The organism is Rathayibacter sp. SW19, assembly GCF_030866825.1.
In the GTDB taxonomy this organism is placed as follows: Bacteria; Actinomycetota; Actinomycetes; order Actinomycetales; family Microbacteriaceae; genus Rathayibacter_A; species Rathayibacter_A soli.
Map to the genome: position 1 here is coordinate 300,518 of NZ_CP133020.1, position 12,276 is coordinate 312,793.

The following is a 12,276-nucleotide window of genomic DNA, read 5'->3' on the forward strand; positions in this document are numbered from 1 at the left end:
GCTAGCCGTCAGCCTCGAACTCGCGCGGCTGGCGGCCCGTGTTTATCGCGTCGGGCAGATGCTTACGGCGTGACCCCGGATGCTTCGAGCACCTTCATGAACTCGCGCATCCACGACGGGTGGTCCGGCCACGCGCGGCCGGAGACCAGATTGCCGTCGACCACGCCTGCACCGTTCTCGAAGACGCCGCCACCGAGTTCGACGTCAGGCTGCAGTGCCGGATACGCGGAGGAGGTGCGCCCGTGCAGCACGCCTGCCGCGGCCAGTAGCATCGGCCCGTGACAGAGAGCGGCGACCGGTGCATCCTTCTCGAAGAAGTACCGCACGATCCGTTTGGCGTCTTCGTTGTTGCGGATGTACTCGGGTGCCCGTCCGCCGGGCACCACGATCGCGGCGTACTCGGTCGGGTCGACGTCGGCGAAGGCGATGTCGGCATCCCAGGTGTGGCCGAGCTTCTCGGTGTAGGTGTCGAATCCATCGACGAAGTCGTGCACCACGAACTGTAGCTTCTTCTTTTCCGGCGCACCGATGTGCACTTCGTAGCCGGCCTCGAGCAAGCGCTGATACGGGTAGAACACCTCGAGCGTCTCTGCGGCGTCACCGGTAAGAATCAGGATCTTGGTCATGAGCGAAACCTCTCTGTTATCGGTCTGTTGCCGATCTGTGCGCGCTGCCAGTTGTGATCTGCGAGCCGCATTCTGCGATCGACGTGCGGATGCGCGGGGCCGGCATCCGCATGCCCCCACTGTCGTTCGCGTTCCCGGCTGGAGCAACCAGCTTTCCCACCCGTTGGGAATCCGGTCGAACTCTGGGCTCGCAGTGGCGCGAATCGTGCTCGACGTGGCGCGTACCTCACTGTCGGCGCCGGGGTGCTGGCGCTAACGTACTGTCATTCACCTGCGCAGATCAGACCCGCTGCGCAGATCAGACCCGCTGCGCAGATCAGACCCGCTGCGCAGATCAGACCCGCTGGAGGAACCGTGCCAGAACCCACCGCGTCGACACTGTCCGGCGTTACCGACATCGACTTGCCGGAGTTCGACGCGCCGCCCGAAGACCCGGTGCGCCTTGCGATGTCGTGGCTTGCCGCGGCCGAAGCGTACCCGGTGCGCGAACCGCGCAGTGCGGTGCTCGCGACCGCGGGGCGGAATGGGAATCCAACAAGCCGGGTCGTCTCCGTGAAGGGAATAGCAGCCCGCGGCGTCGTTTTCACCTCGGCCCTGACGACACACAAGGCCGCAGACATGGCCGAGAATCCGCATGTCTCGATCACGTTCTATTGGCGGGAGACGATGCAGCAATTGAATGTGCGTGGTGAAGCTGTGCAGCTGTCAGGCGAAGCGTCAGATGCCCTGTTTCTTGAGCGGCCGCGCGGGGCACAGGTCGCATCGATCGTCTCGGCTGGTGGCCTGCCGCTGGCCGACGAGGAGGAACTCGCCGCCCGCGCCGCCGCCCTTGAACACGCAACGACACCACTGACCCGACCATCAACCTGGGCCGGATACCTTATCGTTCCGGCGCGCATCGAGTTCTGGCAGGGGCGCGTCAACCGGATGCATCGTCGGCTCGTCTACACCGGCGGCGCGGGCCAGTGGAGTGCGCAGCGGCTGCAGCCCTGAACAGTTCAGCCCTGAACAGTTCAGCCCTGAACAGTGCAGCCCTGAACGGTGCAGCGGGCACGCGAACGGCCCGGATGTGCACAACGTAACCCAGACGTAGACTCAGGCCATGACTGCACGGGAGCAGCAGAAGATCCAGCCGGTGCCGGAACCACGCGGTCAGCTGCGACCGCAACAGCGCGAGGCTGCTGGCAACCGCTCGGCGGAGCGAGTGCTGCGCATCCTCGAGTTGATCGGTGCTTCGCCGGCCGGGCTGAGTGCCGCAGAAATCGCTATGGCGCTGGACCTGACACCGTCGACGACGTATCGGTTGCTCGGCACACTTCAGCGCCAGGACTACATCGGTCGACAGCGCGGCGATCATCGCTACATTCTCGGGCGCACGGTCGATGAGCTCAGCCGGGCGCTTTCTCAGCAGCTCGTTGCGACGCCGGGCATCCGGGCCACGCTCCGCAACGTGCACGATACCGTGCATGCGGCTGCGTATCTGACAGTGTTCCGCGGCGACGACATCGCGGTCGCTCATATCGAAGATTCACCCGAGCATCCGCGGATCGGCCAACTTCATGTCGGCTTCTCGGATGCCTCGCACGTCACCGCGTTCGGCAAGCTCATGCTGGCGGCAAAAGACGATGCCGGCCTGGAACGGTTTCTCGAACGGCACAGCCCGCTGGCCTTCACCCCGCGCAGCGTGACGGACCTGGCGACCCTGCGCGAACAGCTCGACGACGTACGTGCGCAACAGCTCGCCGTCGAGATCGAGGAATATATGTCGCAATTGGCATGTATCGCGGCGCCGGTGAAATCGGCATCCGGAAAGACGATCGGCGCCGTGTCGGTGTCCGTATCTGCCAGCGACTTCTCGCTTCGAGCGCGCGACCTGGAGCGCGCGGTGCGGCGTGGCGCGTGGCAGGTGTCCGCTCAACTGGGCTAACTTATGTGTGCCGCTGGCGCAGGTGGGCGTCAGCTACGCACGACGACGTTGAGCGGGTCTTCGCCGCGCAGCATCCGGTCGACCTGGCGGCGCAGAAGGCGGGCCATCCGCGGAATCATCGCGCTCGAGGCGCCGCCGACGTGTGGGGAGATGAGCACGTTCGGCAGGGCGAACAGCGGATGCCCGTCGGGCAGCGGCTCCGGATCCGTCACGTCCAGTGCCAGCCGGATTCTCCCGCGCCCGGCGTGGTCGAGCAGAGCCGCAGTGTCCGCAACGGCACCGCGGGCGATGTTCACGAGCAGCGCGCCATCCTTCATCAGGGAGAGGAAGCCGTCGTCGACGAGGTGCCTGGTTTCGGCGTTGAGCGGCACGCCGATCACGACGATGTCTGCCTGCGGCAGGAGTGCCGGCAGCTCGTCGATGCCGTGGACGTGGCCGTTCACGTCCTCCCGGGAGCGCGAGGCCACGCGAACGATCGTGGTTTCGAAGCCGGCCAGACGCTCTTCAACAGCCCGCCCCACTCCGCCATAGCCGAGAAGCAGCACGGTGCGGTCGGCGAGCGAAGCAAGGCGTGCGGGCGCCCAGTGCCCTTGCTCGGCCGCCCGCACGAACTGCGGGATGCCGCGCTGTGCGGCCAGCATAAGTGCGAGGGTCAATTCGGCGGTCGACGTCTCATGCACCGATGCGGCGTTCGCGAATGTGTTTCCGGGCGGTAAGTAGCGCGCAACGCCGTCGTAGCCGATCGACTGGCTCTGAACGAGCCGAGTGGTCACGCCACTCAATGCGGCGAGGACGGCTGTGCCGCCCATGTACGGCGGCACGACAATGTCAAAGGCTGCGGCCGGCGGTGGCCCGACCAGGTCCCATTCGACGAGTTCGACGCCCTCTGGTACTTCGCCGAAGGCATTGCGCAGAGTAGGGCCGGGAACGCTGACGATGAAGAGTGAGGTCATGATTCGAGGATAGCCAGCACACCTGTCCGTGGATGTCGCACTTCTCTGCCTCCACAATCGCGATGCCGGCCAGTATTGCACATACCCGTTGATTCCGGGGAAGCGTGCGTGCGCGATGCCATACCGTCGCCTCATGATCATCGACACTGGCTCGGACCTTCTGCGGCTCACCAAGCGACGACTTTGGAAGAAGGAACGAACATCCCCACTCGTGGCCGTCGTGATGACGGGTGACCTCGAACTCTACTTCGTCAAGACCGTCACGAAGCACTACAGCGGCCGCCTCGACGACCATCACGACCAGATCCTGCGTGCCGTTGACAAGGACTACGCGCGCTATTTTGCTGTCGCCCATCGGTCGGCGCAGGCTCGGCATGAGTCCGTCGACTTCAATGAATCGCATCGACTCGAGCGGAAGGCCGCGGTGATCGGCATGCATCTGATCGGCGAGCTGCACGTCGATCGTGAATACTGGTGTTCAACCGGGCCGATGTCGTTCTTCAAAACCTATCTCTGTGAGGATGACCTGCCGAAGATCAGTTCCCGCCGGCCTCGGCACTTTGCCAAGACGCGCCTCGCCGGCGGTGCAGAAATCGAATGCCCAGACGATGGCTTCTACCAGCGGTTCGGGTATGAACTATCGGATGAGGATTCTGATAGCGGGGAGATTCAGATTGGCTAGACTTAGTCCACTAGATCTAGTCGAGTAGAGGCGCGGCATGCGCACGGTAAACATACACGAGGCCAAGACCACGTTTTCTCGCCTCGTTGACGAGGCATCCGCAGGAGACGTCATCGTGATCGCGAAGGCGGGGCATCCGGTGGCAAAGCTGACACGGTTGGATGCACCCGAGTCGCCGCCGAAGCGGCTTGGGTTTCTGGAAGGCATGGTGCAGGTTCCGGACGACTTCGACACGTTCATGCAGGACGAGATCGTCGCACTCTTCGAAGGCGCGGACCCGGAGCGCCTGTAGGTGAGGCTGCTACTGGACACCCATCTTGTGCTGTGGGCCGCATACTCCCCAGCCCGACTCAGCCGTCGCGCGCGTGCGCTGATCAAGGACTCAGAGAACGCTTTGGTATTCAGTGCATTGTCGATCTGGGAAATCGCGGTCAAGGCAGGGCTCGGCCGTCCTTCGTTCGATATCGCGCCCGCAGTGCTGCGCCGTGCGCTCATCGAGGCAGGCTACCTCGAGCTCGACATCACCATCGCGCACGCTGTGGCTGTCGGGCAGCTCCCGCCCATCCATCATGACCCGTTTGACCGGGTGCTGGTGGCGCAGTCGTCACGTGTGGAGGGGTTCACGCTGCTCACCGCCGACAAGCGCGTGGCCGAGTACGGCGCTCCCGTGCTTCTTGTGTGAGGCTGACGATTCGTCGAAACCGCCGCGCGCCGAGCTCAGCCGGAGCCGGATTCAACACGAGCGGTCGCCGCGCGGCTTGTAACGACGCGGCGGATGCGTGCGTGCGACGAGCGCACGAAGCGTCTCGAGGTCACCCCGGACTAGGCCGACCGCGCGCGCCTGCACGAGCACATTGCCGATCGCCGTCGCTTCAACCGGTCCGGCCAGCACGGGCAGGCCCGAGCGATCGGCCGTCAGTTGACAGAGCAGTTCATTCTGAGACCCGCCCCCGACCAGGTGGATGACTGAAACGCGTTTGCCCGAGAGCTCGGCGGCGGTGTGCGCGGCGCGAGCGAACGCATCCGCCAGCGACTCGAGGATGCTGCGCGCGAACGTTGCCTGCGTCTGCGGCACCGGCTGCCCGTGCTCGCGACACCAGTCGGCGATACGAGCGGGCATGTCGCCCGGCGCCAGAAAGCGCGGATCGTTCGCATCGAAGATCGGAACCGGATCGCGCAGCGCGGCGGCCTCGGCCAGCAGCGGAGCCAGTTCGACGCGCAATCCCTCGTGCTCCCAGGTGCGCATCGACTCGCTCAGCAGCCACAAACCCATCACGTTGTGCAGGAATCGGATGCGCCCGTCCACGCCGCGCTCGTTGGTGAAGTTGGCGTCACGGGCCGCATCGCTCAGAACAGGGTTGTCGAGCTCGACGCCGACGAGTCCCCAGGTTCCGCAGGAGATGTAGGCGGCATCCGGATCGGTCATCGGAACGGCGACCACAGCGGATGCCGTGTCGTGCGACCCGACGGCGGTCACCGTGGTGTCGTAGCCGAGTTCGCTCGCGACGTCGGGAAGCAGCGGGCCTATTTCGTAGCCGGGGTTGACAAGTCGGGACAGGATGTCTTGGGGCAGACCGAGCGTCTCGATGAGTTCGCGGTTCAGCTGCGGGAGGCCGGCCTTGCGGCTGCCCAGCACCCGGCCGGCCTTCAGCAGCCCGGTGGTTGACGCGTTCGTGACCTCGGCGACCCGAACGCCGGTGAGCCAGAAGGTGAACAGGTCGGGGATGAGCAGGATGGTTCTCGCACGCTCGAACGCGCCGGCGGCCTTGTCGACGGTGAGCTGGTAGATCGTGTTAAACGGCAGGAATTGGAGGCCGGATTGTGTGTAGAGGTCGTCGAACGACAGGAGGGCGTGTACCGCCTCGACTCCTGCGGCGGTGCGCTCGTCGCGGTAGTGGAAGGGCGTGCCGATCATTCGGCCTCCGCGCATGAGCGCGTAGTCGACCGCCCACGCGTCGATACCGATGCTTGCGATGCGGTCGCCGGCCGCTTCCGCTGCTGTTCCTGCGGCTCTCAGCCCGGCCATCACATTGCGGTCCAGTTCGTGGATGTCCCAGTGCAGGCCAGCACCGTTGTCTTCGGCTGTGGTGACGGGTGTGTTCGGAAAGCGGGCGACCTGCTCCAACCGCAGCTCGTCCGGGCCGACATGCCCGATGATGACGCGCCCGCTGGTCGCGCCGATGTCGACGGCGACGACCGTGCCTGTTGCGTTGCCTGTTGCAGCGCCTGTTGCAGTGCCGCGGCCGGGTTCGGTCATTGCATTCTCCACAGGGCCATGGGTCGGTCAGTTCTCCTCAGATTCAGGTGGTCGGGCGCGTCGCGCCGGCCGGCAATCGGTACCTTCAGGTTGTCACAGGTTGCGACATCCACTCCGCTGCTAGCATTGACAGCAACGCAATCAGTACGGTTGAGATTAGCGCGGGTGAGATTAGCGCAGAGATCGAGGGTAGCCATGGCGACGTTGACGATCAGAGACCTTGACGACGACGTCAAACGGCGGTTGCGCATGCGCGCGGCGGAGAAGGGAGTGTCGATGGAAGCAGAGGCACGATCGATTCTGAGCGATGCGGTGGCTGATGCTGCCAGCGCTGAGACCGGGGCGGAGTGGCTTGCGAGGCTTCGTGCGATCTTTGCCGATGTCGGGTACGCGGACGATCTCATCCAGAACTTGCCGGACCGCGAGGCGGAGGAATTGATTCCAACATCCCGCAGAATCCCCTTTGTCGGTGATCCGGAGTTCGATGACTCTGTGCGTGATGATTCATGATCATCGTCGACACCAACGTCGTCTCCGAACTGATCGCGGATAATCCGAATGCTGCCGTATTGAACTGGGTCGGGCGCATGGTGCCCACTGAACTCACCCTCACTGCGACTGTCTGTGCGGAACTCCTGTTCGGGGCGGGCATCCTGCCGGTGGGCAAGCGGCGAGCCGCACTGGAAGCCCGAGTGGGAGCGGCGATCGCGGGCCCATTCGCCGAGCGCGTCGTGCCATTCGACCTGCGTGCGGCCGAAGCGTACGCGCACGTGCGGTCGGTTCGTCGCCGGTCGGGTCGCCCGATGTCCATGGGCGACGCACAGATCGCTGCCGTCTGCCTGGTGCATGAGGCGACCCTCGCGACGCGCAACGTGCGCGATTTCGAGGGGTGCGGCATCCGTCTGGTCAATCCGTGGGGGCAGTAGTCGGCTCCGGCTCGTGCGCCGTCTGCGGCGGTATGCGCCGGTTGAAGTGGCGCATAACGCAGTAACTGGCGCACCAAGCGGCGCAACAGTAACAGGAACGTGCACGGCGTCGCTAGCGCAGGAACGCGGCCGCCACGCCGGCGTCAACAGGGATGTGCAACCCGGTGGTGTGGTCGAGGTCACTGGTGCAGAGCACGTACACGGCGTTGGCCACGTTCTCGGGCAGCACCTCGCGCTTGAGCAGTGTGCGCTGCGCGTAGTACTCGCCGAGTTTCTCCTCGGGCACTCCGTAGACGGCGGCACGCTTCGCGCCCCAACCGCCTGCAAAGATTCCGGAGCCGCGCACGACCCCGTCCGGATTGATGCCGTTGACCTTGATGCCGAACTCGCCGAGCTCGGCCGCGAGCAGTCGAACCTGGTGTGCTTGATCTGCTTTCGTCGCCGAGTATGCGATGTTGTTCGGTCCGGCGAACACGGAGTTCTTCGAGGAGATGTAGACGATGTCGCCGCCGAGCCCCTGGCCGATCAGTACGCGAGCGGCGGCGCGCGAGACGAGGAACGAACCGCGGGCCATCACATTGTGTTGCAAGTCCCAGTCGGCTGTCGTCGTTTCCAGCAGCGACTTCGACAACGATAGCCCGGCGTTGTTGACAACGATGTCGAGCCCGCCGAACGCGAGCAGCGTTGCGTCGATTGCAGCCTGGACCGCCCGCTCGTCTGTGACGTCCGCTTGGATGCCGATGGCAACATCCGCCGGGTTCGCTGAAGCGGCGTGCGACGATGCGGCGCCGAGCTCAGCGGCAACCGCCTGCGCCTTCTCCAGGTCGAGATCGGCGATGACGACGCATGCTCCCTCGGCGGCCAGCCGGGTTGCGATGGCCTTGCCGATTCCGGATGCTGCGCCCGTCACGAGCGCGATGCGCGTCGCCAGCGGCTGGGGCTTTGGCCGGCGCTGCAGCTTCGCTTCCTCCAACGCCCAGTATTCGATGCGGAACTTCTCGGCCTCGTCGATCGGCGCGTAGGTCGAGATCGCCTCGGCACTCCGCATCACGTTGATGGCGTTCACGTAGAACTCGCCGGCCACCCGCGCGGTCTGTTTGTCCTTGCCGTAACTGAACATGCCGACGCCCGGAATCAGCACGATCGCCGGGTCGGCGCCCCGCATCGCGGGTACGCCGTTCGCCCCGTCGGTGGTTGAGGAGGCCGTTCGCGGCCGTCTCGAAACCTCCGCCGCAACACCTCTTGCGTAGTAGGCCTCATACTCGGCTCGGTACGCCTCATGCAACTCCCGCAGCCGCGCAATCGAATCCTCGATAGAAGCATCGGAAGGCAGATCAAGCACGAGCGGTTTGACCTTCGTGCGCAGAAAATGGTCGGGGCAACTGGTGCCGAGCGCAGCCAATCGCGGATGCTCGGCCGATGCCAGGAAGTCGAGTACGACATCCGTGTCGGTGAAGTGACCGACCTGCGGTCGGTCCGTGGAGGCGAGCCCGCGCAGCACTGGGGCGAGGGTGGCGGCCTTCGCGCGGCGCTCTGCTTCGGGCAGCGCACCGTAACCGGTCAAGGAGGTTCCAAATGGTCCCGGTCGGCCGTGCTCGTCAATGTACGCCGCGGCCGTCTGGATGATCCACAGCGAATTCGCTTCGGCCTCATCCGATGTGTCGCCCCACGCCGTGATGCCATGGCCGCCGAGGATGCAGCCGATCGCCCGCGGATTCGCGGCCTTGATCGCAGCGATGTCGAGGCCGAGTTGGAAGCCGGGACGGCGCCAGGGCACCCAGGCGACGCGATCGCCGAACGCCTTAGTGGTCAGCTCTTCACCGTCCGCCGCCGTCGCAAACGCGATGCCGGAATCCGGATGCAGGTGGTCGACGTGGGCGGCATCCACCAGTGCATGCATGGCCGTGTCGATTGACGGTGCGGCACCGCCCTTGCCGTGCAAGGTGTAGTCGAACGCGGCCACCATCTCGTCTTCGCGCTCGACCCCGGGGTAGACGTTCTGCAGCGCGCGCAGTCGGTCGAGTCGCAGCACGGCCAGACCCTTTTCGGTGAGCGTGCCGAGGTCGCCACCGGAGCCCTTGACCCACAGCAGTTCGACCGGCTCGCCTGTGACTGGGTCGATGTCCGTGCCCTTCGCCGACGTGTTACCGCCCGCGTAGTTCGTGTTGCGCGGATCAGCGCCCAGTCGATTCGAACGGGCGATGAGTTGTGCGGCGATCGGGTTGGTCATATTGGTTGTCTTTCACTTTCGTGTGCGCGGTCGTGGCTGCGCGGCATCTGTAGGTCGTGTCTCGGTGAGGTCCGTTCCGACTTTGCCGGGGTGAACGATGGCTTTGATCGAGTTCGGCACGTTCCGCGCGAGCAGCAGGGCGTCGGCAGTGCCGTCCAGGCCGAAGTGATGGGTGACCAGCGGCGCCACATCAACCCGGCCCGATGCCACCAAAGCAATCGCGCTGGGCCAGGTGTGCGCGTAGCGGTTGACGAGGTTGATCGACAATTCCTTGCTGTGCAGCATCGCAAGTGGCAGGCTGACGTCACCCTTGGGAATGCCAACCATCGCGGCTCGGCCGTTTTCGCGCAGCCGCCCGAGCCCTGCCGCGAGGGCGCCGGGTGCACCTGAGCATTCCAGCAGCACATCGAAATCGGATGCCGTCGGCTCGCTCGCGCGTTCGCCTGCCCGTTCTGCCGTGAATCCGTAAGCTCGCGCTGTCTCGACTCGGAAGTCGGAGACATCCGTCACCGTCACATCGCTTGCGCCGAGCGCCCGTGCGACAGACGCCGCGAGGAGCCCAACGGGCCCCGCGCCGGTGACGAGAACGCTGTCGCCGGCGACCAGCCCTGCACGTTTGCAGGCCCACAGGCCGACGGAAAGCGGTTCGACGAGCGCGCCTTCTTCGAAGCTCATCGAATCTGGAATCCGGTGCAGATTGCTCGCGTCGATGGTCAGCTCCTCGACCAGGGCGCCGTCGTAGGGTGGCGTCGCGAGAAACTGCAGTGACGGGCAGAGGTGATACCGACCGGCGACACACTGCTCGCAGACCCGGCACGGTGTTCCCGGTTCGATGGCCACGCGGTCACCCAAGGTGACGTTTCGCACGTCTGCGCCGAGTTGCACGACAGTACCCGCTGCCTCATGCCCGAGCACGATTGGACCATCGACGACCCACTCGCCGATGCGGCCGACGGTGAAGTAGGTCGTGTCGGAGCCGCACACGCCGACAGCCTCGATGTGCACGACAGCCTCATGCGCATCCGGTGGTCGAGTCTCGCGCTCGATGATCTGGATTGTCTGAGGCGCTGTCATCACAGCCGCGCGATTGGACATCGTTATGCTCCCCAGCCGGCTTGAGTTCCGCCCACCCGGTCCGCTTCGATCTTCTCCTGGTATCCGGATGCCGCGAAAGCCGCTATCGGGTCGGCCGGCAGCCCGCGCGACGCGCGCCAGGCGGCCAAGTCGGGCCGGACATCCGTATAGAAAGCATCCATCATGATGCCGTTCGCCGCCAGCACGTCGCCCGCTGCCTGCGCAGCTGCGAGCGCATCCGTGTCGACAAGAAGGGCGCGCGCGGTCATTTCCTGCACGTTGAGCACACTGCGGATCTGGCCTGGGATCTTCTTCTCGATGTTGTGGCACTGGTCGAGCATGAAGGCGACGTCGGCGTCTGCACCGTAACCTCCTCCTCGGATGACTTCGTAGAGGATGCGGAACAACTGGAACGGGTCGGCGGCCCCGACGATGAGGTCGTCGTCAGCGTAGAAGCGGGAGTTGAAATCGAATGAGCCGAGTTTGCCGAGGCGAAGCAGCTGGGCGACGATGAACTCGATGTTCGTGCCCGGCGCGTGATGGCCGGTGTCGAGGCAGACGAACGCTCGGTTGCCGAGCGCCAGGGTCTGCACGTAGGACGTGCCCCAGTCCGGCACATCGGTGTGGTAGAAGGCCGGTTCGAAGAACTTGTACTCGAGCACGAGACGCTGGTTCTCGCCGATCCGTGCATAGATCTTCGCGAGGGAGTCCGCGAGGCGATCCTGCCGGGCGCGGATGTCGTCTTGGCCGGGATAGTTGGTGCCGTCGGCCAGCCAGATTTTCAGGTCGCGTGACCCGGTCTGGTTCATGACATCGATGCAGCGGAAGTGGTGGTCGATCGCCTTTTGTCGGATTGCCGGGTCGGAGTGGGTGACCGAGCCGAGCTTGTAGTCGTCGTCTTGGAACGTGTTCGAGTTGATCGTGCCGAGGCTGACGCCGTTATCTTCGGCATGCTTTTTCAGTGCGTCGAAGTCGTCGACGTCATCCCATGGGATATGCAGAGCGACCGACGGCGCGAGACCGGTGTACGTGTGCACCTGTGCGGCATCCGAGATCTTCTCGAACGGGTCACGCGGTGTGCCGGCGCTGCCGAACACCGCGAACCGGGTGCCCGAGTTGCCGAACGCCCAGGAGGGTAGTTCGATCGCCTGCTGCTCGAGCAGACCGATGACGTCGGGAGGCAGTAGCATGATGCGCTTCCTTTGCAGTTCGCCCCGGCGGAGGCGGATTGTTGTTTCAGATTCTGTCGCACCACGGAGTGCCCGGACTGGTATGCGGCGAATTTCTGGCGTGCCACTGAACCTGTAAGCAGACTTGCTGCACACATCTCGATGTCAGTGCCACGGCCTTTCTCTACATGTGGAATCATTTGAATCGTTTCAAACTCATTTGAGAATAGATCATTCGATCGGACGTGTCAATGTGATCGTCGACAGCCCGCAGCGGTGTCGCGCTTCCCGCTCTTCCGTCGGCATGGAGTCGGGCACGAGCCAGTCTACGGAGCAGTTCATGGCCGGTTCGTGGACGCGGTTCACTCACTCAGGGTCGCGCCGGTTGAGTAGTCTTCAGTATATTTTCGGCGTTTTGTGGCGAACGCTGAG

General features: G+C 64.6%; 13 protein-coding genes. 7 read left to right on the forward strand and 6 right to left on the reverse strand.

Annotated features, from left to right (window positions below; all coding sequences use genetic code 11):
* Positions 1 to 62: 62 nt before the first annotated feature.
* Positions 63 to 626 (reverse strand): DJ-1/PfpI family protein, encoded by a 564-nt coding sequence (locus QU604_RS01450; protein WP_308467021.1) that lies wholly within the window; start codon positions 624 to 626, stop codon positions 63 to 65.
* Between the two features lie 354 nt (positions 627 to 980).
* Between QU604_RS01450 and QU604_RS01455 the strand changes: the two genes are divergently transcribed.
* Positions 981 to 1,619 (forward strand): pyridoxal 5'-phosphate synthase, encoded by a 639-nt coding sequence (locus tag QU604_RS01455; RefSeq protein ID WP_308467022.1) that lies wholly within the window; start codon positions 981 to 983, stop codon positions 1,617 to 1,619.
* Between the two features lie 109 nt (positions 1,620 to 1,728).
* Positions 1,729 to 2,553 (forward strand): IclR family transcriptional regulator, encoded by an 825-nt coding sequence (locus QU604_RS01460; RefSeq protein ID WP_308467023.1) that lies wholly within the window; start codon positions 1,729 to 1,731, stop codon positions 2,551 to 2,553.
* 29 nt (positions 2,554 to 2,582) lie between these two features.
* Here QU604_RS01460 and QU604_RS01465 read toward each other — a convergent pair whose 3' ends face one another.
* Positions 2,583 to 3,506: a 2-hydroxyacid dehydrogenase gene (locus QU604_RS01465; protein ID WP_308467024.1), complete on the reverse strand. Its 924-nt coding sequence runs from the start codon at positions 3,504 to 3,506 to the stop codon at positions 2,583 to 2,585.
* 133 nt (positions 3,507 to 3,639) lie between these two features.
* On the opposite strand from QU604_RS01465, the gene QU604_RS01470 reads away from it, so the two are divergent.
* From QU604_RS01470 to QU604_RS01480, 3 genes are read left to right on the forward strand one after another with little or no spacing between them, the layout of a single operon-like run.
* Positions 3,640 to 4,188, forward strand: a complete 549-nt coding sequence (locus QU604_RS01470) for a hypothetical protein (protein WP_308467025.1) — start codon at positions 3,640 to 3,642, stop codon at positions 4,186 to 4,188.
* 37 nt (positions 4,189 to 4,225) lie between these two features.
* Positions 4,226 to 4,480: a type II toxin-antitoxin system Phd/YefM family antitoxin gene (locus QU604_RS01475; protein ID WP_308467026.1), complete on the forward strand. Its 255-nt coding sequence runs from the start codon at positions 4,226 to 4,228 to the stop codon at positions 4,478 to 4,480.
* Positions 4,481 to 4,870: a type II toxin-antitoxin system VapC family toxin gene (locus QU604_RS01480; RefSeq protein WP_308467027.1), complete on the forward strand. Its 390-nt coding sequence runs from the start codon at positions 4,481 to 4,483 to the stop codon at positions 4,868 to 4,870.
* Positions 4,871 to 4,921: 51 nt separating this feature from the next.
* Here the strand turns inward: QU604_RS01480 and QU604_RS01485 are convergent, their stop codons facing one another.
* Positions 4,922 to 6,445 carry a rhamnulokinase gene (locus QU604_RS01485; RefSeq protein WP_308467028.1) on the reverse strand — a complete coding sequence of 508 codons (1,524 nt, stop codon included), beginning with the start codon at positions 6,443 to 6,445 and terminating at the stop codon, positions 4,922 to 4,924.
* A gap of 195 nt (positions 6,446 to 6,640) precedes the next feature.
* Between QU604_RS01485 and QU604_RS01490 the strand changes: the two genes are divergently transcribed.
* Positions 6,641 to 6,955, forward strand: coding sequence for a FitA-like ribbon-helix-helix domain-containing protein (locus QU604_RS01490; protein WP_308467029.1), 315 nt, complete (start codon positions 6,641 to 6,643; stop codon positions 6,953 to 6,955).
* Positions 6,952 to 7,371, forward strand: coding sequence for a type II toxin-antitoxin system VapC family toxin (locus QU604_RS01495; protein WP_308467030.1), 420 nt, complete (start codon positions 6,952 to 6,954; stop codon positions 7,369 to 7,371). The genes QU604_RS01490 and QU604_RS01495 overlap by 4 nt, the downstream gene beginning before the upstream one ends.
* Before the next feature lie 112 nt (positions 7,372 to 7,483).
* Here QU604_RS01495 and QU604_RS01500 read toward each other — a convergent pair whose 3' ends face one another.
* The 3 genes from QU604_RS01500 to rhaI are packed head-to-tail and all read right to left on the reverse strand — an operon-like array spanning position 7,484 to position 11,865.
* Positions 7,484 to 9,601: a bifunctional aldolase/short-chain dehydrogenase gene (locus tag QU604_RS01500; protein ID WP_308467031.1), complete on the reverse strand. Its 2,118-nt coding sequence runs from the start codon at positions 9,599 to 9,601 to the stop codon at positions 7,484 to 7,486.
* A gap of 12 nt (positions 9,602 to 9,613) precedes the next feature.
* Positions 9,614 to 10,696: an NAD(P)-dependent alcohol dehydrogenase gene (locus tag QU604_RS01505; protein ID WP_308467032.1), complete on the reverse strand. Its 1,083-nt coding sequence runs from the start codon at positions 10,694 to 10,696 to the stop codon at positions 9,614 to 9,616.
* A 2-nt stretch (positions 10,697 to 10,698) separates the two neighbouring features.
* Positions 10,699 to 11,865, reverse strand: coding sequence for an L-rhamnose isomerase (gene rhaI, locus QU604_RS01510; protein ID WP_308467033.1), 1,167 nt, complete (start codon positions 11,863 to 11,865; stop codon positions 10,699 to 10,701).
* Positions 11,866 to 12,276: the final 411 nt, after the last annotated feature.